26 protein-coding genes are annotated in these 23207 nt (G+C 48.9%); 16 read left to right on the forward strand and 10 right to left on the reverse strand.

Annotated elements, in window-relative coordinates:
- Window positions 1–166 precede the first annotated feature (166 nt).
- The 3 genes from U9S71_RS18635 to ilvD are packed head-to-tail and all read left to right on the forward strand — an operon-like array spanning window position 167 to window position 3845.
- Complete coding sequence (locus U9S71_RS18635; protein WP_326329241.1) at window positions 167–1042, forward strand: amidohydrolase family protein; 876 nt, start codon at window positions 167–169, stop codon at window positions 1040–1042.
- Window positions 1039–2112 (forward strand): Gfo/Idh/MocA family protein, encoded by a 1074-nt coding sequence (locus U9S71_RS18640; RefSeq protein ID WP_326329242.1) that lies wholly within the window; start codon window positions 1039–1041, stop codon window positions 2110–2112. The genes U9S71_RS18635 and U9S71_RS18640 overlap by 4 nt, the downstream gene beginning before the upstream one ends.
- Before the next feature lie 41 nt (window positions 2113–2153).
- Entirely contained in the window at window positions 2154–3845 is a 1692-nt protein-coding gene (gene ilvD, locus U9S71_RS18645; RefSeq protein WP_326329244.1) for a dihydroxy-acid dehydratase, read from the forward strand.
- Window positions 3846–3850: 5 nt separating this feature from the next.
- Here ilvD and U9S71_RS18650 read toward each other — a convergent pair whose 3' ends face one another.
- From U9S71_RS18650 to U9S71_RS18660, 3 genes are all read right to left on the reverse strand, one after another.
- Window positions 3851–4426: a DUF4142 domain-containing protein gene (locus tag U9S71_RS18650; RefSeq protein WP_326329245.1), complete on the reverse strand. Its 576-nt coding sequence runs from the start codon at window positions 4424–4426 to the stop codon at window positions 3851–3853.
- A gap of 78 nt (window positions 4427–4504) precedes the next feature.
- Entirely contained in the window at window positions 4505–5119 is a 615-nt protein-coding gene (locus tag U9S71_RS18655; protein WP_326329246.1) for a hypothetical protein, read from the reverse strand.
- Window positions 5120–5129: 10 nt separating this feature from the next.
- Window positions 5130–5636, reverse strand: a complete 507-nt coding sequence (locus tag U9S71_RS18660; RefSeq protein ID WP_326329247.1) for a hypothetical protein — start codon at window positions 5634–5636, stop codon at window positions 5130–5132.
- A gap of 250 nt (window positions 5637–5886) precedes the next feature.
- Between U9S71_RS18660 and U9S71_RS18665 the strand changes: the two genes are divergently transcribed.
- The 4 genes from U9S71_RS18665 (at window position 5887) to U9S71_RS18680 (ending at window position 7650) form a co-directional block, all read left to right on the forward strand.
- Complete coding sequence (locus U9S71_RS18665) at window positions 5887–6135, forward strand: hypothetical protein (RefSeq protein ID WP_326329248.1); 249 nt, start codon at window positions 5887–5889, stop codon at window positions 6133–6135.
- Window positions 6136–6139: 4 nt separating this feature from the next.
- Window positions 6140–6535, forward strand: coding sequence for a hypothetical protein (locus tag U9S71_RS18670; protein WP_326329249.1), 396 nt, complete (start codon window positions 6140–6142; stop codon window positions 6533–6535).
- A 199-nt stretch (window positions 6536–6734) separates the two neighbouring features.
- Window positions 6735–7382 carry a response regulator transcription factor gene (locus tag U9S71_RS18675; protein WP_326329250.1) on the forward strand — a complete coding sequence of 216 codons (648 nt, stop codon included), beginning with the start codon at window positions 6735–6737 and terminating at the stop codon, window positions 7380–7382.
- A 25-nt stretch (window positions 7383–7407) separates the two neighbouring features.
- Window positions 7408–7650, forward strand: coding sequence for a hypothetical protein (locus tag U9S71_RS18680; protein WP_326329251.1), 243 nt, complete (start codon window positions 7408–7410; stop codon window positions 7648–7650).
- Window positions 7651–7666: 16 nt separating this feature from the next.
- On the opposite strand, the gene U9S71_RS18685 is transcribed toward U9S71_RS18680, so the two are convergent.
- From U9S71_RS18685 to U9S71_RS18705, 5 genes are all read right to left on the reverse strand, one after another.
- Window positions 7667–9649, reverse strand: a complete 1983-nt coding sequence (locus U9S71_RS18685; protein WP_326329252.1) for a PAS domain S-box protein — start codon at window positions 9647–9649, stop codon at window positions 7667–7669.
- A gap of 99 nt (window positions 9650–9748) precedes the next feature.
- Window positions 9749–10240, reverse strand: coding sequence for a hypothetical protein (locus tag U9S71_RS18690; RefSeq protein ID WP_326329254.1), 492 nt, complete (start codon window positions 10238–10240; stop codon window positions 9749–9751).
- A 28-nt stretch (window positions 10241–10268) separates the two neighbouring features.
- Window positions 10269–10727 (reverse strand): PA2169 family four-helix-bundle protein, encoded by a 459-nt coding sequence (locus U9S71_RS18695; RefSeq protein ID WP_326329255.1) that lies wholly within the window; start codon window positions 10725–10727, stop codon window positions 10269–10271.
- A 116-nt stretch (window positions 10728–10843) separates the two neighbouring features.
- The gene (locus U9S71_RS18700; RefSeq protein ID WP_326329256.1) at window positions 10844–12049 is read right to left on the reverse strand and encodes a phospholipase D-like domain-containing protein; all 1206 of its coding nucleotides are present in this window, start codon (window positions 12047–12049) and stop codon (window positions 10844–10846) included.
- Window positions 12050–13204, reverse strand: coding sequence for a baeRF3 domain-containing protein (locus U9S71_RS18705; protein ID WP_326329257.1), 1155 nt, complete (start codon window positions 13202–13204; stop codon window positions 12050–12052). It abuts the gene before it with no gap.
- 134 nt (window positions 13205–13338) lie between these two features.
- Here U9S71_RS18705 and U9S71_RS18710 point away from each other — a divergent pair, with 134 nt between their 5' ends.
- The 6 genes from U9S71_RS18710 to U9S71_RS18735 all read left to right on the forward strand — a co-directional run bounded on the left by U9S71_RS18710 (window position 13339) and on the right by U9S71_RS18735 (window position 18356).
- Window positions 13339–14289 (forward strand): CvpA family protein, encoded by a 951-nt coding sequence (locus U9S71_RS18710; protein WP_326329258.1) that lies wholly within the window; start codon window positions 13339–13341, stop codon window positions 14287–14289.
- Window positions 14290–14300: 11 nt separating this feature from the next.
- Window positions 14301–14981, forward strand: a complete 681-nt coding sequence (locus tag U9S71_RS18715) for a DUF421 domain-containing protein (RefSeq protein WP_326329259.1) — start codon at window positions 14301–14303, stop codon at window positions 14979–14981.
- Window positions 14982–15089: 108 nt separating this feature from the next.
- On the forward strand, window positions 15090–16352 hold the full coding sequence (locus U9S71_RS18720; protein ID WP_326329260.1) for a M23 family metallopeptidase: 1263 nt from the start codon (window positions 15090–15092) through the stop codon (window positions 16350–16352).
- Window positions 16353–16368: 16 nt separating this feature from the next.
- Window positions 16369–16545 carry a hypothetical protein gene (locus tag U9S71_RS18725; RefSeq protein ID WP_326329261.1) on the forward strand — a complete coding sequence of 59 codons (177 nt, stop codon included), beginning with the start codon at window positions 16369–16371 and terminating at the stop codon, window positions 16543–16545.
- Window positions 16546–16555: 10 nt separating this feature from the next.
- Complete coding sequence (locus U9S71_RS18730; protein ID WP_326329262.1) at window positions 16556–17473, forward strand: YihY/virulence factor BrkB family protein; 918 nt, start codon at window positions 16556–16558, stop codon at window positions 17471–17473.
- Between the two features lie 367 nt (window positions 17474–17840).
- Window positions 17841–18356 carry an RNA polymerase sigma factor gene (locus U9S71_RS18735; protein ID WP_326329263.1) on the forward strand — a complete coding sequence of 172 codons (516 nt, stop codon included), beginning with the start codon at window positions 17841–17843 and terminating at the stop codon, window positions 18354–18356.
- A 90-nt stretch (window positions 18357–18446) separates the two neighbouring features.
- Here U9S71_RS18735 and U9S71_RS18740 read toward each other — a convergent pair whose 3' ends face one another.
- Window positions 18447–18932 (reverse strand): YciE/YciF ferroxidase family protein, encoded by a 486-nt coding sequence (locus tag U9S71_RS18740; protein WP_326329265.1) that lies wholly within the window; start codon window positions 18930–18932, stop codon window positions 18447–18449.
- Between the two features lie 82 nt (window positions 18933–19014).
- On the opposite strand from U9S71_RS18740, the gene U9S71_RS21105 reads away from it, so the two are divergent.
- Window positions 19015–19146 (forward strand): KTSC domain-containing protein, encoded by a 132-nt coding sequence (locus tag U9S71_RS21105; RefSeq protein ID WP_436410340.1) that lies wholly within the window; start codon window positions 19015–19017, stop codon window positions 19144–19146.
- A 76-nt stretch (window positions 19147–19222) separates the two neighbouring features.
- Entirely contained in the window at window positions 19223–19609 is a 387-nt protein-coding gene (locus tag U9S71_RS18745; protein ID WP_326329266.1) for a response regulator, read from the forward strand.
- Between the two features lie 183 nt (window positions 19610–19792).
- Here the strand turns inward: U9S71_RS18745 and U9S71_RS18750 are convergent, their stop codons facing one another.
- Window positions 19793–22168: an alpha-L-rhamnosidase C-terminal domain-containing protein gene (locus U9S71_RS18750; protein WP_326329267.1), complete on the reverse strand. Its 2376-nt coding sequence runs from the start codon at window positions 22166–22168 to the stop codon at window positions 19793–19795.
- A gap of 351 nt (window positions 22169–22519) precedes the next feature.
- Between U9S71_RS18750 and U9S71_RS18755 the strand changes: the two genes are divergently transcribed.
- Window positions 22520–22690 (forward strand): hypothetical protein, encoded by a 171-nt coding sequence (locus U9S71_RS18755; protein ID WP_326329268.1) that lies wholly within the window; start codon window positions 22520–22522, stop codon window positions 22688–22690.
- The last annotated feature ends 517 nt before the right edge of the window (window positions 22691–23207 follow it).

Raw genomic sequence — 23207 nt, forward strand, 5'->3', positions numbered from 1 at the left:
TACTTTTTTGACCAGTTATTCAAAATATCCGCGACAACTAATCAATTAAATATCGAAAATACAACAAATCACACACAAATTCACCAAAGCATCAAAACGGTACAGATACTTGCTAATCCAATACCATTGGAACCATCATTTTCATTCTACCTTTAACAAAATTTTTATGACCAAGATAGACGACAAATACAACAGCCTGTTAATCGCAGATGCCCACGTGCATTTCTGGGATCTGACGTTATTGAACTACCCTTGGCTGGCTGATGTGGCCGCAATCAATAGATCCTTTGGACTCGCCGACTACGAAGCTGCGACACAAGGTATACCGATTTCGGATATGATTTTTGTGCAGTGCGAATGCTTGCCTAGCGATTATCAAGCCGAGGTGGACTACGTTACGGCGTTGGCCAGGAAAGAACCACGCATCCGCGCCATCATTCCGTATTTTCCGCTAGAGGCTGCCGACGCGGAAGAACAGTTGCTAGCGCTTATGCGCAATAACCTCGTGAAGGGAATTCGCCGACTCGAGGAGGAGCCTATGTCTTTGTATCGGGACCCACGATTCATATCGAACATGGCCCTCCTGAATCGGCATAACTTGAGTTTTGACCTCGGCGTAAAAGCACATCAGCTGCCCGCAGCGGTGCACCTCGTACAAGCTGCACCGCACAACCGGTATATACTCGACCATTTCGGCAAACCCGACATCAAAACCGGTGAATTCGCCCAATGGCGAAGTAACCTCAGCGCCTTGGCAGCATATCCAACTGTATATTGCAAACTATCGGGATTAGTTACAGAAGCAGATCGGGAGACATGGAACATTGCCGACCTGCAACCCTATGTAGATACCGCTCTGGAATACTTCGGCCCCGACCGACTTGCATTTGGCGGCGACTGGCCGGTGGTGACCCTTGCCTCGAGCTATACCAGGTGGTACGAGGCGGCGCAACAGTTATGCCGCGCGTTAGCACCACAGGAGATGGCTAACTTGTTTTACCATAATGCACTTGACTTTTATCAAATCAGCAAACGCGCATGAACCGACCCACCTTAGTATCCGATTTTGCCATGCCTGCCCACCCAAAACCGATTGTGATCATCGGGGCTGGCGGTATTGTAGAAGAAGCCCATCTTCCCGCCTATCGAAAAGCGGGTTGGCCGGTCCTTGGCATCTATGATGTTCAGGTAGAGAAGGCTGCACGACTAGCGGCGGCATTCGAACTTAACGAAGTATATAACTCGATGCAGGAGCTTATTGACCGTGTGCCCCCGCATACGGTATTCGATATCGCCGTGCCAGCATCGAAATTAACGGATATCTTGAATCAATTGCCTCATGGCGCATACGTGATGATGCAAAAGCCCATGGGAGAAACCCTCAACGACGCCAAAGAAATCATCGAAATATGTTCGCGTAAACAATTCACCGCCAGTGTAAATTTCCAAATGAAACTGATTCCGTCGGTAATTGCGGCAAAACACCTGATTGATCAGGGTGCTATCGGTGAATTACACGACATGGAAATACGGATGAACATCCATCACCCGTGGGAGCTTTGGGATTTCCTCTTTGGCCTGCCACGCATGGAGATGCTTTACCATAGCATCCATTACATGGATATGATTAAATATTTCCTGGGCTTGCCCAAGCGGCTATACGCTAAAACATTCCAGCATCCCAAACAAATGCAATTAACATCAACACGATCGATTATCGTGTTTGATTATGAAAAACCCATCCGGGCGTTTGTCAACACCAACCATGGGCATGATTTCGGGTTGGAACACCAGGATTCGTTCGTGAAGTGGGAAGGAACGAAGGGCGCCATCAAAGCGACACTTGGAAAAAACATCAACTTCCCGAAGGGCGAAGCCGATTGCTTTGAATATTTCTTATCCGATAATGCCCGTGACGGGTGGGTAGAAGGGCATGTTCCAGGTGCATGGTACCCCGACGCATTCATGGCCACCATGGCCGATTTGCAGTGTGCTATTGAAGACCCAAACGCTCCGCATGCTACATCGGTGAAACATGCCTACGATACCATGCGTTTGGTGGAGGCTGCCTATTTATCAAATGATTCGGGTGGCACGCCCCTCCCCAGCTAATAACAAGTTAGATCATCATTAACACGTCACACTAATATATAATGGACACCATACTAAATAAATTCAGCCGAAAACTCACCGAAAACGACGACCAGCCAGGTTCGAGAGCGATGCTCCACGCCATTGGCTTGGACGAAAGGACCATCAAACTACCGCAAGTGGGCGTTGCCAGTGCGGGGTATGCGGGGAATCCCTGCAACATGCACCTCAATGAACTTGCCGCCATTGTGGTTGAGGCTATGAAACCACATGACTTAACAGGACTCACGTTCAATACCATTGGTGTGAGCGATGCCATCGGGATGGGCACGCGAGGGATGAACTTTTCGCTGCCTTCGCGCGATCTCATTGCCGACTGCATTGAAACGGTGATGGGCGGCCAATGGTACGATGGCCTGGTAACGGTGATGGGCTGCGACAAAAATATGCCCGGCGCGGTAATTGCCATGGGACGACTCAACCGCCCGGCGCTCATGGTCTACGGCGGAAGTATCCACTCGGGAAAACACAATGGAGCGAAAATCAACGTCCTGTCGACATTTGAGGCTTACGGGGCAAAGATGGCAGGCATCATCGATAACGAAGAGCTCAATCAGATCATACGCAACGCATGCCCTGGCGCGGGGGCCTGCGGTGGGATGTATACCGCCAACACCATGTCTTCATCCATAGAAGCGCTGGGCCTGTCATTACCCTATAGCTCATCCAATCCAGCAACCAGCGACGAAAAGAAACAGGAATGTGTAGATGCAGCGGCGGCCGTCAAGAATTTACTGCGGCTCGATTTAAAACCGCGCGATATCGTTACGCGGCAATCGCTGGAAAATGCATTGGTGGTGGTGATGGCACTCGGGGGGTCTACTAATGCCGTACTGCATTACCTCGCTATTGCACGAGCTTACGGTCTTTCATTGACCTTAAATGACTTTCAGTACATCAGTGACCATACACCGCTGATCGCCGATTTGAAGCCCAGTGGAAAATACCTCATGGAAGATGTGCACGATAGCGGTGGAACGCCTGCCATTTTAAAGATTCTGTTGGATGAAGGTTTATTGAACGGCGATTGCCTAACCGTTACCGGAAAAAAACTTCGTGATAACCTCGTGGACATCAAGCCTTGGAATAATGCATTGAATATTCTGAGGCCCTTTGACCAACCGCTGAAAAAGAGCGGACACCTACAAATTCTTCACGGGAATGTAGCCCCTGCTGGCTCCGTAGCTAAGATTACGGGAAAAGAAGGCGAATTCTTCGAAGGCACAGCCAACGTATTCGACAGCGAAGACGACACGGTAGAGGCCGTAAAGAAAGGCCTGGTTAACAAAGGCGACGTCATCGTGATCCGCTATGTAGGCCCCCGAGGGGGCCCGGGCATGCCGGAAATGCTCAAGGTTACGGCCGCCATTATGGGCGCTGGATTGGGCAACGATGTAGCATTGATTACCGACGGGCGTTTTTCGGGCGGCACACATGGCTTCGTTGTAGGGCACATCTCACCCGAAGCATTCGATGGGGGGACCATTGCGCTTTTGCAAAATGGCGACCGCCTTACCATCGATGTGGTAAACCGACGGGTCGATGTGGCGTTAACTCAAGCGGAGTTGGACGCTCGTAGCGCCGCATGGACCCAACGCCCCCCCTCGGTCACTTCCGGTGTATTATTCAAATACCTTCAACAGGTGTCTTCAGCATCCATCGGGTGTATCACGGATGAAAAAGTAATTGGATAACCGAGCTAAGGCATTAGCCGCTGTACGGTGGTCGTATCCATCGGGCTTATCGAGTCGCGAAGTACTTTTGCTTCCTCGAAATGCTTTTTCAACGTGGGAAGCGTCTTCGCAGCGAATGCTTGCAATTCGACGTTCCGCGCATCGGATGCGGCATCTTCAAACAGCGAAACCACCCGATCGTGATCCTTCACCATGATATCGACATACGCTTCATCAAATGCGTCGCCTGATTTGTCCCGAAGCTTCCGTTGCTTGTCTACATGGTCTTCACTGATTACCGGTGGCAGCGTAATGTTGAGACCCGTGGCAATAGCCATCAGTTCATCATTTGCCTTTTGATGGTCGGTAACCATCCGCTGGGCGAAATCCTTTAGGCGTTGGTCTGTCGCCTTTTCCACGGCCAGCTTACCCAATTCGATTTCTGCCAAACCGGCATCTGCGGCTTTAACCGCAAAATCGGCATCTTGCTCATTAACCATGGCCGAAGTATCGTTGACGCCCTGTGCTTGTTCCACACTGTCGTCTGCGGCCCTTCGGTTTGTATTGTTGCATGCGGCCGTAATGACTGACGCTATAGCCACTATCAAAAAAATTTGTAAAGTTTTCATAACATTTCAATTTAACATGTACGATTCTATTTTATAGTCGAAATCCCTCCGCTAAGGATGCTCCAGCAAACCATCCAGTAACCCCTGCCACTGCGGGTATGACAGTCCGAGCTTGGCGCTGACACCTACTACCGCATTCCTTATATTATCTATGGTAGATTCGGTATGGGTGTTGGTTACTTCGTTTCGGCCATAATATCGTGCAACCACTTCGCGATCGTTCCTTTCAACGACAATGGTAGAGCTGGCCGACGCTTTGAAGAAATGGCCCGTATCGTCTCCTTGCTTCAGCGGGTTCGGTGCAGGCTGAAGCGTGATGGCGCAGAACGTTTCGGCAACGTCGGTGATATCGGTGATGATTACCCAATCGTATCCGTCGCCAGCTGCGGTACCCGGACCGGGAATATCAATCCTGACGTGATCGCCTTTTTTCGGGTGCGTCTTTATTGCTTCACCGCCATATTCATCCGTTAGCACAAACGTGGCTACCGGGACGGAAGCTACAGCCCCCCACTGGTTGATATCAAATAGCCGGTTTTTCACGACCTGCAAAAAGTGCTTTGCGCTACCACTATCCGGTAAAATGGTGCGCGACTCGAGATCGACCTGCTTGCCTTCCTGTTGCGCCGGTATCAGTGGCAACTTCATATGGTTATCTGCTTCCATAGTCTCTTATTTATCCACTGGTTTCTGTAGGATCGTCCGATTGAATTTGCTTATCGCCTAGGGGGTCCCGTTCGTCTCGGCGGGGATAACCTTCGGCATCTAAATCGTCGCGGGTATCCTCGGCTGTATTAGCGAGTTGCTCATCAACCTCGTCAAGTTGGGTCAGCTCTTCATCGGTAACGGTCCTATCGAGCTCATTCAACTCACCTTGCATTTCGTTTTGCTTATCGCGGTATTCATTCGGCGTGTACGGATTTTCTTCATCGTAAGCGGAATTATCATCTTCCCCCTCGGGGGCGGCTGTGTTGTACGGTTGCGGGTGGCGATATTCCTTGTCGGCAGTTTCAGGGTCGAGTTCAAAACTGTCTTCCGACTCATTATACCGAAGGTCTTCCCCTGTGGGTTCCCTCGTTTCGTCTGTATCCGCTACATCAAGCGGAATAACAGGTGGATTTTTCTTATTATCCTTATTTTCATTATCCATGATCTTCTCCTCCTTTGGAATTATTATCTTCACATATTACGCCGTTTTCCGTTGGCACGCTAATGGAGCCTTATCGCTTAGGTTTCACATCATTTGCTAGCTCATGCATCAACTATTTTGGACACCCTGTTTGCTTTAGTTGGTTTATTGTTCTGAAAAACGCACAATTTGGCCCCGCGGCGGTAGGGTGCTTGCGCAGCGGCTCATCTACAGGCCCGCATTATGGCCTTGGCACTGTCTATGCAACCGATTACGGAAAATAGAAAGGAGTACCCTTATGGCTATGAATGAAAATCCACAACACCGGGAAGGAAACACCACCAAGGCAATCGAAGACCAAACAGCCAAATTGCCGTCAAAAATATTCTTATGTGCAGCGTTGACCGCCATGGGCGTTTCATTGGCGCTTAAATGCTCGGGACATAAACACATGGCGCTTTTCGTGGGCCAATGGGCCGCACCATTCCTGTTGTTGGGCACGTACAATAAAATTGTGAAAACGCACGGACACGATCAGCAAGATCGCTACTGATTCCATGGCTACCATACCGCATAACCAAGCACTGGGCACTGCATTTCTCATACAGGGGATTTATTTTGTCGTAACCGGAATGTGGCCTTTGCTCAATATCGCCAGCTTCATCACCGCTACCGGCCCAAAGCAAGATACCTGGCTCGTAGAGATGGTAGGCCTTCTATCCGCGTCGATTGGACTTACGTATATCGTAACCAGCCTACGCAAGCGCCCTTTGCCCATATTGCTTGGCTATGCGGTTTCGCTCAGTTTTCTCATCATGGATATCATGTACGTGACGAGTGGCGAAATCGACCAGATCTATCTCCTGGATGCGGCCATCCAAGCAGCGTTTATCCTTGCGGCGACCGTTATCCTGTTGAGGCGACCGCAAACGAACCAAAATCACAGCGCATAAACCCCATATCTATCCAGTAAATTGCCGATGCTCGTTTTCTAACGTTTACTTTGCCGCTCGCTACTGTACTAAAAACCCGACGCTTTGTCGCCAGAAAGGGAGAATTTGAAAATAACTAAAACCTTTCGGTCGGTTGAGGCGTATTCCCTACGGTAACAAACGAAGTAAAACGGTTTTAAAATTCTAGAAAATCAAGCATATGGAAAATTCAGCAAAAATTATTTGGGCTTCTCCTCAATCGCTCACCCGTGACGGTATCATCGCACTTTTGGACCAAGAGCCCGATTTCACTTTTGCGGAGATTGTTTCTGAACAAGCCGATATGGTAAACGTGATCGCCGCACAACCCACGGTTAACCTGTTGATCGTCGACCACCTTTTCTTAACTGAGCAGCATCAACTCCTTACGGCGATAAAAGAAATTGCACCTTTGGTGAAGGTATTGGTGTTGTCGGGCACAGAACATAATGAGGATATTCTCGATTTAATGAAATCGGGCGCCGATGGCTACATCATCAATGAGGCCAACAAAGACGAACTTATTTTCGCCATCAAACACATATTAGCGGGTAACACCTATATATGTACGGCATTGTACATCCAGGTTCTCGAGTCTATCGCTGCCCTAGACAAGGAAAAAGAAGGAACCGCCGTAGAGTTTTCGGCACGCGAGGAACAGATCCTGAAGCTTATTCTGGAGGGATATTCCAACCAGGAGATTGCCTATCAATTGTTCACCAATAAGCGAACCATACTGAAACATCGGGAAAATCTACTCCACAAGACGGGGGCTCCAGACATTGGCACCGTCATCCGTATGGCATTGCAACAGGGCGTATTGAGTTAATTCACGTTCACGAACAAACCCCATAGTGAAAAAATCAGAGGACGTATTTGAAATCGAGATCACCGAAGGATCACTTTCGAAGCGACTGGTTATCCGGCCAGCACACACCACGGACGGGATTCCGGTTTATCAATGCCATCTGCAAGATGGCTCATCAGTTTGTGAGCTGCGGCGCGAGACTTCTGGCGAGTGGGTACAGCTGTGGGGAAATTTGTCTGACGATTCGGTAAACCGAATAGGAGACGCTATTGCTCATCACACCGCATAAATGGCCGCCAGCCGTATCAATGTTGCGGCGTGCGCGGAACGGAAAAATAAAAAGTAGACCCTTTTCCAACCTGACTATTCACGCCCACATGGCCGCCGTGCCTTTCTACAATTTCTTTACTTAAATATAAACCAAGCCCCAGTCCCGTCATCTTCGACGACCCTTCAACCTGGTAGAAACGGGTAAACACCTTTTCCTGCTGCTCGGGTGTCATTCCCATCCCCTCATCCATAACTTGCACGGTCACTTCGCCGGGAGAAGATTGCAACATCACATGCACTTGGTGTGCATCTGGCGAATATTTTATCGCATTGGTAATTAAATTGATCACTACCTGCTCCAGGCGCTGCCGATCGGCCTCCACCAGGTAATCGCCATGGGTATTATTCACGAAAACGGTGTGGGTTTGGCTGCTGAAATGAAAGGTCTCTACGACATCTAATATCATTTCGCTCATATCGAACTTCTCAAAGTGGAAACTGAGTTTACCCGCTTCGATTTTCGAAATATCCAATAGTTCGGCAATCAATGCATTGATCCGTTCTAATTGTTTAAGTGCCTTGGTGAGGAACCGTCGGCCGACTTGATCGATCTCCGACCGTTCCAATATTTGAAGGTAGCCTTTGGTGGTTGTGAGCGGCGTCTTTAACTCATGGCTGGCCAGCGCGATAAACTCATTTTTCCGCAGATTCAATGCGTTTACCTCTTCAAACAGCCGTGCATTATCCAGCGTCACCGCCACCAACGATGCGATGCTGTGCATGATATCCTCATCGGCAGCATTGAATTCATCGATCTGTGCATAACCAAAAAACATCGCCCCTATTAATAGCTTATCGGCCGACCGGACGGGTATAGCCAAGCTATGTCGAATGGTAGGGGCATTCGGGCTTAGGCAGGGCTCAAATAAGGCTTGGATATGTGGGGTAGCTGCCATATCATCGAACTTCATGGCGCTTTCGCCCACAAAAATGGTGTGGATAAGTCCCTCTTCGACCTGTGTATCAGGGAAATCAACCACTACCTCTCCCCCAAGTGTCGCTGCAGCCGCCGATAGTTTCGACCGCCCCTGCTCATCCGATATGCCGTAAAAACAAATGCCTACATCGGCTGCGGCAAGATGGGTAGTTGAATTGATAACGGTTTGAATGAGTGAGGGCGTATCTAATTGCTCGGTGATGATTTTACCAATCGCATGTAACGTTTCCAATTTTTTCTCATGGAACAGTATCGTCTGTTCCCGCCGGATTTTGTCGGAAATGTCACGGGCGATTTTCGAAGCCCCGATGATGTGCCCCGCTTTATTTCGCATGGGCGATATCGTAAGCGAAATGGGTATCTCTTGTCCCGACTTCGTCGTGCGGATGGTTTGGTAATGGTCTACCGTCTTGCCGGCCTTTATCTCGCTGATGATGGTACTTTCTTCATGTTGAAGATAGGCTGGAATCAATGTGTTTATCGACTTACCAACGATTTCGGCTTCACTATACCCGAAAATCCGCTCGGCGCCGTGGTTCCAGCTCATGATGATTCCATTGAGGTCTTTGCTTACAATCGCGTCTTCAGACGATTGGACAATTTCCGATAATATGGCCTGCTTTTCCTCGTACTGGGTGTACTCGGTGATATCAACAAGTGTGTTATGTGCACCAAGCAGCTGGCCTGCCTCGGTTCGGATGGGCTTGGGAAAAGCCAGTACAACCCGTCTGGCACCATTCGGGCGAGCAATAATTAACTCTTGCCCGCATGTATCTCTCTGTTCACGTATCGCTCTCGCCATCGGGGTATCTTCCAACGCCATGGGCTGTCCGTCAGCATAATACACGGCCGCGGCACCGGACCACTTTTCGTCAGCTAAAGGCTTGCGGCCCCACAGTAATTCAGCCGCGGCGTTAAATTCTACGATAACCCCGTTGTGATCACATATATAACTCGCGACAGGCGACGCCAAAAACAATTCCTTGTAGATGCGGTCATCGATCGTTTGTGGTTTCTTCATTTCAGATGCCTCCTACACAAAGAGGTAGGAAGACAACGAAATTACGATTGTTTTGCCACAATAGCACAAATTAATTTGATGGTCGATTGAATAAGCGATTTAGATCGCAGCGCCTACCGGCTGCTCGTGCAATGGCTGCTGCGGAGGCGCTTCAAAGTGGGCAATCCAGTCGCGTGCCGCGATAACCTCCCGCTTTTGCCGGTTAATCAACAGGCGTACCGGCTCGGCCAACCCGTCTGTACCTTCGATGCTGTGGTAGGCGATCAGCAGCGCATTCTCGCCCGACCGGCACCGATCCAATAGATAACAAGGCATTCTGCTGGAAAATACTGCTTTGACCACCGACCAAGCGAGCCCGTACTTACCATCACCTTCCGATTGATCCCTGACGTTCGATCCCCAATCTGCCCCTAGCTTTTTCAACTCTTCGCCCATCGCATTACTTTGGGCAATAAAAGCATTAAACAAGGTTATTAAATGCTTTTCGTCGCCGGCGAGGCTATCCATCATGGAGCGGTAACCGGCCACCCGTTCGTTGTGGAATGCCGCCAAATCCCGGAGGCATTCCACAGTTATTTTTAGGTTTTCCATAATTCGTGGTGTTGATGATTAGCCCAGGCTAATCGTTTGCAATCTTCTCCCGATCGCGCAGTTGCTTTATTTGATCGTGGGATGCCCGCAACTGGGTCTTCTGACTCGAGATGAGTGCCTTGGCAGCTGTAGATATATCGTCCGCTTCTTCGGCCTGCCGATATGCATTTTGCGCGGCGTCTTCACCATATTCGCAGCTTTCCAAGACGGACTTGCGATCGTCTAATGCAAAAGTCTGTTTAACGTCCATCCATGCCCGGTAGATTTTGCCCGACGCGGTAGTTTGGTCATCGACCCGATCTTCCCATGCACTGATATGTTGCTGCAATTCATCCTTCAGCATTTGGCTTTGTTCAATCAAACCGCTGAAAAGGGCCTTTAAGTCCACGTCTGCAACGGGCAGTTCGGCAATCGCCTTTTCATAGCCCGCTATCCGGTCGTTGTTAATCTTGATGAGGTCATTTAACACTTCTGCTGTTTTCTTCATTGGCTCCATAATGTTTCCTTTTTAGTATTTACTTATTTGTTTAGCCCGTTCTACCGGGCTGTGTTTGCTATTGACAATCGATCATCATTTATTGTTTCAAAAATTTTAGATCATCGCTACACAGGCTTTTCTTGCCGCATGTAGAAGGTACCCAAGAAGAACAACACGCGCAAGGTCCGGAATGCCCACCACCTCACGAGCCGGGCCCACGCGGTACTCTTCAGCTTCACGTTCTCCCGCATTATTCGTTCACAATCGTCCGCGATGATTTTCTCCATTTCCGTGATGGCTTGCTGCACCATTCCTTTACTCTGTAGGTCGATATTAAGTTCGATACTCACCCGGGCACTCAGGTCGTTGACGTTAAATGAGCCTACGGTCATCCATTCCCGGTCGCAGGTAGCTAACTTACCGTGGAGCATGCTTCCGCGGTATTCATAGATTTCCACACCATGGTGTAATAGCCAATCATACATGTATCGTTCTGCATTTTTAACGAAGGGTACATCCATTCGGCTGCAGATAATTACCCGGATACGTACGCCCCGCTTGGCTGCAGCTTCGATATCTTTCTGGACGGAACGGCCAGGGAGGAAATAACTGGAAAGTAGGGTGATCTCTTCTTCGGCATCTTGGAAAATTTCCCGATAGGTACGGCTAATCTCATACTTACGGCGCACCCAGTCATTGCGGCGCATACGTGCTGCGCAACGGTGTGTTTGCCCGAAATCGATATCGGTAGTTGCCGGCTGGCAGCCTTTCGGCAGGCGCCTGGTAAATCGGAAATTTTTCCACGTTGTCCAACACGCGTTGCATAAGCTCGCTGCCACCTCGCCCGCTATACAGACGGCCGCATCGAGCCAAGCTGCTTGTCCGGGTAGGTCATTATATTTGTTACCGATGTTCACACCCGTGATTACGGCGTATCGCGCATCGACGACCAGTACTTTACGATGCAGCCGCCTACCGAAATAGAAATGCCTGCTCCGCAATAAGGGTTCGAAAACACGGAAATGCACGCCCCCTTTCCGAAGACGTGTTACAAATGCTTTGGGCAATCGCTGTGACCCATATCCATCTACCAGTACATACACCGCAACGCCTCTTTCGGCTGCCGCAATAAGCGCATCGGCGACTAACGTACCGGTTGCGTCAGACTCATAGATATAAACCTGCAAATGGATACATTCTCGTGCCCGTTCAATAAGGCGAATAAGTAGGTCGAAAAAGGCTTTACCACCCCATAATAACCGTACATGGTGGCCCGATACAAACCGCCCCCGATCGGCAGACTTCCTCCCCGGCATAGCCAGCACAGCCACCTAAAACCTGTTGATCGAAGCGGCGCCGGTTGCTGCAGGCATCCTTTCTTTCGGGATAACCCAGATTTCGCCTTGCTTCTCCAGCACAAGTTCAGCCAGATCGTCCAACACGTCGTCTATTTGGTGGTCGGATTCCGGTGTACCCAAGGTAACGTCCGTCCGATCGTTGATTCGCCCGGGAATAATCCGATTTTCCTCGAGCAACAGGGCACCCACTTTCCCATCGTAGGCATCCGTAACGATGGCACCGATTTGATCGGTACCCAATCCTTGGGAAGCCGCGTGCCTGTATTGACCGATGACTGCATCCAGCTGGCCTGTATACGCAGGTTCAAATACGTCCCACGCCAGCTTCCGAAGCTCCTGTATATCCAATGCTGTTGCGTTGACTTTTATGCCATTTTCCACTAAACGCTGGTTACGGCTTACCCGCCGGAACAGATGGTGGTGTTCGGGCAGCGCAGCAAGAATCAGCGGAATGCCGGACGGCACGGAATACCTGGCGATGACCGCGCGGTCGACCGCCCTGAAAAACTGTTCAATATCGTTGTCAATGTCCGTCTTTTTTAATCCGTGGTTTTGTGCGGTCTCCCATTTCTCGCCGGTTGCCGTCCGGTAAGCGGCAAGTGTGGCGTGTAAGTCGCGCATTTCATGATCCAACGCATCAATCATCGCCTCCGGCACATCATATTCCGAAAGATTAACCTCATCCAGTTGGTAACGATCACCTTCATAGAGTTGCGCGGTATTGGTGGTAAGCACCAAAAGGTGGTACCTGTCTTTTGTTTGGAGGTATTTCAGCAAGGGCTTCATATGTGCGGTATCCGCGACGATGGCAAGGGGTTGAACCGCCCTCGGCAATCGGTAAACATCGAACGAATCCCTTGTCGCAAATACGGCCAGACCGTCTTTCGTATGCTGCCAGAATTGAAAATCTACAGCCAAGGCATCAAACTTTTCAAAGATACGCTGCACCCCTTCGTCTCCCGCGTATTGATCCTTTACCGGATCAAACTGTTCGATCAGCTTGCTAAAGACCCGTGCATCGTTCGCATTGTCGGGATGGGTACGGTGGGTTGGCATGTATACCGAAAAAACCGGAGCTTCTTCATAATTTAATGCCTTGTTTACATGTTTTGCTGTGAATGTTTCCATACTATTTATTCTTAAGCCTTGTACAAACCATTTTCTTATCTGCGGCGCCTTATTTACGCTAACAGACGTGGTGCCCAATTGTTGGCTGGTTGTTCCAAAACATTCAACGCGAACGATTGTATTATCAAAACCATATGAATGTAATTGACATCATACTCATCCTTATTATCGCTTTCGCGATATGGCGGGGCATATCCAATGGTTTCTTAGCAGGGGTAGTCGGGCTGATTTCTTGGTTAGGTAGCCTTGTGCTTACGTTCTTGTTATATCACCATATTGCGGAGCTTTTCGGAGCGGGCCCCACAGCCAGCATATGGGCCATCCCTTTGTCGTTCTTACTTACATTTTTGTTTATCAGTGTCGTATTATCGTTGTTGACAAACCGGATTTTAGCGGCGCTACCTTATAAACTCCACCAACACTGGCTAAATAAGCTGTTTGGTGCGATTCCGGGTTTGGCTATCGGCGTATTGTATGCAGCCATTACCGCCGCACTGTTATTATTGTTACCGTTGTCAAACACCGTTACGTCGTACACGCGCGACAGCGAGGTCGCCCAGCGGCTCACCAGCGGACTGGAGCGGGTGGAGCGGCCGTTTGCGCCGGCGCTGGAAACCGTAAATCGGTCGATCAACCGGATGACCATTCCGCCGGGATCGTCCGAGAGCGTCCGCCTCCCCTTTTCGGTAACGGAGCCTATCCCTCGTGCCGGATTGGAAAGCGAGATGCTCCGACTGATTAACAGCGAACGGAGCAATGCCAATCTTTCGCCGCTGCGAGCAGACGAGGAGTTGCGGCAAGTAGCGCGGCGGCATTCGGCAGATATGTTTTCGAGAAGCTATTTTTCGCACATCTCTCCTGATGGTGATACACCGTTTGACCGTATCCGCCAGGCCGACATCACTTTTCTCACCGCTGGTGAAAACCTAGCGATTGCACAAACGCTACCGCTTGCCCACGAAGGGTTGATGAACTCGCCCGGGCATCGGGCAAACATTCTCCGACCCACCTTTGGAAGGGTAGGCATCGGTATATTAGACGGCGGCATTTACGGCCTTATGGTTACACAGTTATTTCGCAACTAACAACAAACGCATTGGATTGGAATCGAATTTTTCTACATGACCTGGATGGCTCATTTGCCCTGGAAATCCTTTTCCGTACGGTATTTATGTTTTTGGTCGTCGTGGCCATTCTCCGGTTATCAGGCAAACGCGGCGTGCGTCAATTATCGATATTTGAATTGGCCATCATTCTTACATTAGGTTCCGCAGCGGGCGATGCCATGTTTTATGATGATGTGGCGCTATTTGCTACCTTGTTGGTATGCGTTACAGCGATTTCGCTATACCGCTTGATTACGTGGTTGGCAGCCAAAAGCAGGCGATTCGAAAAGCTGGTTGAAGGTAAAGCAGTATACATCGTTGAGGACAGCGTAATGACGATAAAAGACGACGAAAAAGAAAGCCTCTCCAAGGAGGAATTTTTTGCAGAACTGCGCGAGAAGGGCGTAGAACACTTGGGGCAGGTACGCGCGGCCATTCTGGAAACGGGTGGAAACCTCAGTGTATTTTTCTATGCAAATGAAGACGTAAAATATGGTTTACCTATCCTGCCCCACGCGTACGATAAACACACGGACACCGTCAAAGATGAGGGGCTATACGCGTGTGTGGTTTGCGGTACGCTAGAGCGATTAGCGGCAGGCCGGCACCGATGCCCGCGGTGCAAACACCATGAATGGGTAAAAGCCATCAATACGAAGCGAGTAAGCTAACGATAAGTTTAGGCCGCTATTGTTGTGTCGACAAACAAACCGGCCATCTTGCTTGTAACTAAGCGTATGGAAAGTCGCATTCATCGTTTACTATATTTCATTACAATCGTGGCAGCATTCACGGCTTGCAGTGATCAATTTACGGGATCACTTTTCAAAAGCCAGTACCCGCACCAGCGTTACCTGGAACAGCTTGGCAATGCCGGATTGGAGCACAGCACATTGTACCATCAGTGGAAGCGAGCTGCAGTAAGAGGCCTTACCCATCCGACACCAATCACCGTTCCCCATCAAGAATCTGGATACCTGGCCGCTGTGCAACCTCACGCAATTGGCTATACTTTCGACGCTCGCCAAGGTGAGCAACTGGAGGCTAACATTGCCGTGCGAAGTTCAGTCCCCACGCAGGTATTCGTCGATCTTTTCGAAATCCCCGAAGATACGTCTGCTAACCCCAAGCACCTTATCTCAGCAGATACAGGCAATACCGTACTCTCTTGGGAGGTTCGCCGCGATGGCCAGTATCTCCTCCGCATACAAGCCGAATTGCTGGCCGAATTGTCTTTCAACTTACGGCTCACTGCTGAACCGTCGCTTACTAATCCGGTCGAACCTGCCGCCAAGCAGCACATTGGGAGCATCTTTGGCGATGCCAGAGACGGCGGCCGCCGGAGGCATGAGGGGATCGACATCTTTGCATCACGACTTACACCGGTCGTGGCTGCGGCCGATGGCATGGTTAGCCGTGTAGGAGACAATAGGCTGGGCGGAAAGGTGGTGTGGCTACGGCCAACGAGCGGCCGGATAACGCTATACTATGCCCACCTAGACAGTCAGCTGGTGGCACCGGGGCAACTGGTAAATACGGGTGATACCCTTGGTTTGATGGGCAATACCGGAAATGCACGCACCACACCGCCCCATCTCCATTTTGGTATTTACGGCCCCCAAGGCGCAGTCGACCCACTCCCCTTTGTACGACCAGGAAAGTCGAACCCGCCCAAAATTGTGGCAGACACCACGCGGGTCAGCGATACACTGCGCGTCGCATCGCAAATTGGCACCAACGTGTCCGGCCATTCGCCTGCCATCGTTGAGGCTGCATATCGCAATGGATACCGGATTGTACTGCCCGATAGCAGGAAGCATTTCGTGGCGGTTAAGCAGCTAATGGCCTTGGCAGGTATCCGCCCCATTCGTCTCGGCCAACCGCGCATACTGTACGCGCGGCCCGACACGTCGTCTGCACATATAGCCGAACTACCAAGTGGCGAAACCGGTGCGGTCGTTGCCGAATTCGCTGATTTTTTGCTCATCGAAGGCCCAATACGTGGCTGGATACTTAAAAACACCAACAAACGAGGCGGCTAACTGTTGGCAATAGTATATGAAAGACCGGAATAAACTTTGGATAGCCTTTGCGCTGGTATTGGCAGCGGGACTACTGAGCCGTTTTGCTTGGTTATATATCCACCATACGGTGGGTGTTGTGCTGATCATCCTTAGTGCCGGCTGTATTGTCGCCGCATCGACCGTATTTGCGATATATTTCAGGGAGCGTTAACTGGTAACTTATGATGAAGTCAAAAGGTCTTATTAGCAGATGGGTGACCATCTTTAAAAACACATTCACCATTTTCATGAACGTAAAGGGCCTCAAGTTCAGCGCGTCTCTAGCGTACTACACGATTTTCTCGCTAGCACCATTGTTGGTACTGACCATTTCGTTGGCTGCGATTTTCTTTGGCCAGGAAGCCGCCGAGGGAAAAGTTTTCGAAGAAATCAACGGACTGGTGGGCGACAACGCTGCGGCTCAGATTGAAACCATGTTGCAAAACATACGGGTGCAGGAAGACAATACCCTTGCATTCGTTATTGGTATCGGCACACTCCTCGTTGGCGCTACAACGGTGTTTGCCGACATGCAGCATTCCATCAACAAAATATGGGAAATCAAACCAAAACCCAAGCGCGGTTGGGTTAAATTGATCAAAGACCGACTCCTTTCATCCTCGCTCATTCTATCGCTGGGTTTCCTCTTAATCGTTTCGTTGATCATCAACGGACTGCTCATGGTATTTATGGATTATGTAATGCGGTTGTTCTCCGACCTGGCCGTTTATCTATCCATTGCGCTTGATGCGATGATCAATTTCATGGTCATCAGCGCTTTATTTGGCGTTATTTTCAAATTCCTTCCCGACGTGCGTATTAAATGGAAGGACGTCCGGGCAGGTGCATTTTTTACCGCCTTGCTGTTCATGCTGGGCCGTGTGCTCATCGGTTTCTATATCCAAACCACAGGCCAGGGATCTACCTACGGCGCTGCCGGCTCGATTATCATCCTGTTACTTTGGGTGTATTACACGGCGGCCATTCTTTATATAGGCGCTTCATTTACCCGGGCTTACTCCGAATCACGCGGCCGAAGGATTGCCCCGGCCGAATTTGCGGTACATGTAGAAGAACGAGAAACAGAAAAAGAAATGTAATATCCAGCGTCCTCAGTCGTTTATATGAACCAGGGTTTGCAAAAAACAGACACGTTTTGAAAACTATTTCAAATTTTTTCAAACAAAATTTAGCTACTTCCTGTTAGCTATATCGCGAAGCAACTAACAAAAGATTAAGATACTAACAAACAGTCCATCGGTAAAGACGCAATAACACGACAACTATGAAAAAAACGGCTACTTGCATTATTGTTTCTTTGAGTTCTTTAATGATAGGATTGTAGACATCGATAACTTCCGGGTTTCTTTTCTTATCATATACTTGACCAGTCGGCCCTGCTAATGCAGGGCACGGATCTGGCGGCACTAGATGTAGCGTAATATATCATTAAAAAATAGATGGATTATGGATAAGATTGAGTTCAACACCAAGGTCGTACAAGAAGTAAATTCGTTAAACAGCTATGCGCTGTATTTCACACGCGATGAGGAAAATGCACACGATCTTGTGCAAGACACGATGCTGAAAGCATTTTCGTATTACAACAAATTCAAAACAGGCACCAATCTCCAAGCGTGGCTTTACACCATTCTCAAAAACACCTTCATCAACTACTATCGGAGGAAGGTGAAGACTAATGCCATCATCCTTAAATCGGACACCATATCATCATCGGATTTATATAAGAGCTCGATACGTAATGGCGCGGAAGGGAAATTTGTGATGGACGACATCGAGAACGCGTTATCCAAACTGTCAGACGAGTACTATTCGCCATTCTCTATGTACTATGAAGGTTATAAGTACCATGAGATTGCCGATCATTTCAACATACCGATTGGCACGGTAAAAACCCGTATCCACGTGGCACGGCAGCACCTGAAGAAAAAACTAAAACCGTATTCGCCGAAAGTAAATTAAAAATCCATCAAGCGCGCAAAAATGAGGTGCAACTAAAAAGGAAGCCCGGCTAAATTGCCGGGCTTCCTTTTGTACTATACGACCACAAAACTAGGCGGCCACGTTTGCTTCCGATAACGCGATGTCGGTGAGTTTCGCGTCGGTCTCCTTTTCCTCGTTCAGTGTGGTACCCAGAATTTCCTTCGCATCGGTGTGCTCCATGAGTTTTGCATAGGTAACCAGGCATCCGTAAGAGGCAATTTCATAATGCTCCACTTTCTGGGCGGCAGCAATCAACGCGGCGTCGAGCGACTCGTCGCCTTCGAAGCTTTCGATGATTTCGTCGGCTTCTGCGAGCAATCCTTCCATCGCCTTACATTTTTTTCCGCGTGCGGAAAGTCCTAGCGATTCCATCACCTGTTTCAGCCGGTCGATGTGCCCTTCGGTTTCCGCATAATGCGTCTCAAACGCGGTCTTCAGCGATTCGCTTTTGGTCGCGTTTGTCATCTTTTTCAACCCTTTCAACAGTTGCCGCTCTCCACCTAGAATGTCACGCAGTTCATCCACAAATAATTCGTGAAGATGTTCGTTTGGCATTTTACCATTTTGATTTTTACTAGCCATAAATTCCTCCATTTACTAATTAAACATATATAAAATCAACATACGCCCGCCTCTTTTGTTTAATAAATCAACTCAGCATGTCGCCTACAACGAAAACGATAACACGCTTAAAATTACGTTCCAAACGGGAGCGTTATACGCGCACTATGACGTGGTGCCGTCGGTACACCTCGGACTGGTGATTTAAAAACAATTAAAACATTTTTCAATTTTGTTTGTACTAACTTGGCCGAGCGCCATGGGGTGTTAGTCGTTATATTCCGATGAAAAAACAAATTTTATACGTAGAAGACGATGGTGATATGCTTGAAGTGGTGGCTGAATTTATGCAGTTTGAAAATTATCAGGTCATTACCGATTGTGGCAGGTCGCTCGACAAAAAATTAAAGCAGTTTGCTATTGGGCTCATTTTGCTCGATGAGAACCTCAACTGGGGATGGGGAAGTGATTTATGCAATGGACTGAAAACGAATGCGGAGACTGCCCATACACCTGTTATCCTTATCTCTGCCATTCAAAATATCGGTGAAATTGCTGAGCTATGTGGGGCCGACGCCTATATAAAGAAGCCATTTGATATTTACGATGTTATCGACGTAGTAAATCAATATTATTTGAACCCTCAGGCCGCCACCAACCCTGACTTGTAACAAACCGCCCAATCCCGTCGGACGGATGTTTGATCAGCGGCCCGATTAGCCGGCCAACTTATTGCGGATAATCAAAACACACCAGCCTCGAATTTTCGATACCGAAATCGCTCTCGATAGTATGATACGGTGAAAGCAAATAGGTGCTAAGTGATTGTGGTAGGTGATTTAGGGGAAACCGAGCTAATCGAAGAACAAAGCGCTACAAACGGCGTTTACCCCTCGGACTTGGTTGATACGTATCCTCACGGGCCGGTCGATGGGGAAGGTAACATATTTTCCCTCCTTGTAATCCCGCACCATGTACACGGGCATCAACAGCTCTTTGGTGTCTAAATCGAAAATTTCTATCGCGGATCGTCTGCCCTGTTTGTCAAAATCCACGAAATACAACGACAAGTTGGTAGAAAATTCACCTTCGGTCTTGACATCGATGGTCATGGTCTGCATGCACGCATGCGGGTCGTTCGTATAAATGGCGCCCAGATGGCGCTTATCTTTCACCTTTAGCCCCCGATGGTCGTTGCCGTCAACGGACCAATTAACGGGAAACGCTTTGTTTAGTTCGATACTGGTAACAAACGTGGGCACCAAACTATCATTCACCGCATTGTCGTAATAATTGAAAAACAGATGCCCTTGGGTGCCGTATTTTGCTTTCCAATCACCGCCGGTTGACACATCCTCCTTGATTGTTGATAGGGCATAGTGAAACGCTTCTTCCGGAAGATCTTCCCAGCCACCCACGTAAGATACGTGCCCTTGATAGTTACCGGCGGGCAAGTTATCATAATAGATGAACGCGTCATCCTCAGCATCACTACGCAAGGCTGCGCCGTTATTCAACTGGAGGTTTTTAATCCGCCGTCCGGCTTTTGGAATGGCTAAGTTGGCCACCGTTCCGTCCGGAACAGATAACCGGATAACCCCCGTTTCTGCGTCGATGGAAAACGAAATCGTACCTTTCGGTGTGGGAACATCGCCCTTTACGCGGGTAATCCGCGATGAAAGGAAAGGCTTAACGGTAAAGGTCTCAAATCCCGGGGTCAAGGGCTTGATGCCGAGGATTTCTTCGGTCATCCATTTTGTTACACCCGCGCTCCAGGGATGTGTAAGGCTCGTATACCCGCATTGATTGTTAATGGGTGCATCATTCGGCATGGAAACATCGTTCCATGAGGGCCTAAAAACTTCAAAGAACGTGGTGCCCCCATACCTTATTTGGCCACCCCAACAGTCATCCACCGTGGTAATCGCCTCGGCATGCTGTTGCATTTGAGCCATGGCTTGTAATATGAAATATTGATTAAAAGGTGAATAAGAAAGTCGCTGCATCCGATCAGCGAAAGCATGGTGCCAAATCGCCTGTTCTTCGCTTCCTGATGCGAACAGCGCATTTACTGCATCTGCCGAAGCGTGGAGCCCAAAGGGTTGCCACCAATCTTTATCACTGGTTAATGCGGTGATTTTTTCGTCTGCATAGCGTTGAAATTTATCGGCAAGGCGGTCCTTCCCCATCTGTCTCATACTGGCTGCGAATTCTTTCCAGGCACGGACGCAGAGCATGTGATAAGCATTATGGGTCTCCGGAATCTCCGGATGTTCGAACCCGGCACCGAGTCGTTCGTCCCAACCATAGAAGGCCAGTTTTACGTCTTCGCCATAGTGTCCGTAGGCAGTATCCAGCTTTGCACACGCGTTTTCAAGCATCTCCTCCATAAGCGCTTTATCGCCGGTATAGTTATAATAATCGATTAAACTCAACACCCAGTATAACGAATAGCTGGCAATCCCGTTATATTGGTCTGAAGTATATCTGATATTTTCCTTTACGAAGTCAAAATTGCCGAACGCGACCATCGCGGCCGCCTGCGATGCATGGGCATCCCCGGTCCACGAGTGCCTATCGCTCCGTTCCATCAATATGGCACCGAAGTGATCTTTCAACAAGTTCAGTTTTACGGTGTATGCTCCGGTGTACCATATCCGAGTCAGCAGCGTATCGTTGGTTTCGAAACTACCGTTATAATTCGTTGGCTTGATTTGGCATACGAGTCGGGGCGATCTAATTTCCATGGGCTCGTTCAGCGACCGGATATGTATCCATCCAAAACGAACGCCTTCGTAAAGTTCTTTGTTCAACTCGAGCCTGTAGGTTTGACCATGCTTTATAGGCGTCGCTGTCTTTTTAGGGTGCTGAGATCCCGCGTTGAACACCGCAGGCTCATTAAATTCGCTGATGCTCATCTCGACTTCTCCATCAAAACCCGGCGAATCGAATTCGAACCAAGCGGCATTGACCTGCCCGAAATCAAACATGATATCACAGGGAGCGGTAACGGTTAATGCCGAATGATTACGAACAATAACCGCATTGGGCCTATCCGCGGTGATAGAAACCGGCGGCAACGTGTATGTCTCCAAGCCATCGGTGGCCGTTGGATGATCCCATCGGTAGTGGACTAGGGGATCGGGCGATTGCGGCACTTCTTTTCCGGTGGGGACGGCGCTTAATCGCGGGTAATCAATAGGCTTGTCGCTTAGGCGTTCTTGTGCCATCACCACCCCGATTTGGAAAAATAGAACTAAAAAAATGCAGCTTAAATTCTTGATGGTGTATTGGCTCATAACACCACTAATATAGATACAATAATTGAGTAACCATACCGCACTATCCTGCTTTAGCCATCATGTTCCTGCCATTTAATACGGAAGTCACTTCTTCAAAAATAAACAGTCGGTCGCCAATGTCGGTCGCATCGGAGTACCCCGAGGTTCTATTGGAAAGAATGGTGAAAGCGGCTTATTGGTATCGCAACCCGCTATGTAATTTAAAACTAAATGCCCCGCTGGTTGTTTGATTATACAATAAACAAATTTACAGCTCATCGTTAACTAAAATTTAAGGAAATGAAAACGATTAAAATGCTTTTCACTGTTTTGGGTGTTGTCACGTTCTTTACAGCATGTAACAATACCGGGAATAACCAACAAAATGACAGCGACACAACGCATCAAAGCGACAGCGACACCATGTATATGGAGCCGGTACCGCCAGCCAATGATACCGATACGATGTAGTTGGATACGATAGTGACGGTTTACAGGATCAATGAAGGAATCGCTTCAACGAGTGGTTCCTTCATTGTCACTTGCCCCCCGAACGCTGTGCATCACGGACGTACCTGCGGCGTACCTAACTGCGATCTTCCTGCTACCATGCTGCTTTGAACAGCAGGCGGACAGCACAGTCAAAGCAAGCGGACAGCCAAGTCACCCGCAGCAGTCTGGCAGCAGTCAGGGAGCAGTTGTACAGCCTTTAGGGTTTTTGCCCCGTTTCAAGAACCACGTGGCCGTGCCGCATCCTATACGTTTTCCTAAAATCATCAGCGACCTATCCGTTGATTAATCAACTCCGTTGGGGTGTACCCGAACTGCTTCTTAAATGCAAACGAAAAATCTCCCCCGAAAAACATACACATTACAACCTAAAATTGTCGGATGCTTAAAAAGGCCGTATTTTGCAAGCGCTACTAGCGTAATTCCCTTATGAAATCACTAGTGTCCGGTAAAAAATAAAAGGGTTGGCGCAAGCGCC

Source organism: Parapedobacter flavus (genome assembly GCF_035818675.1).
GTDB lineage: Bacteria > Bacteroidota > Bacteroidia > Sphingobacteriales > Sphingobacteriaceae > Parapedobacter > Parapedobacter flavus.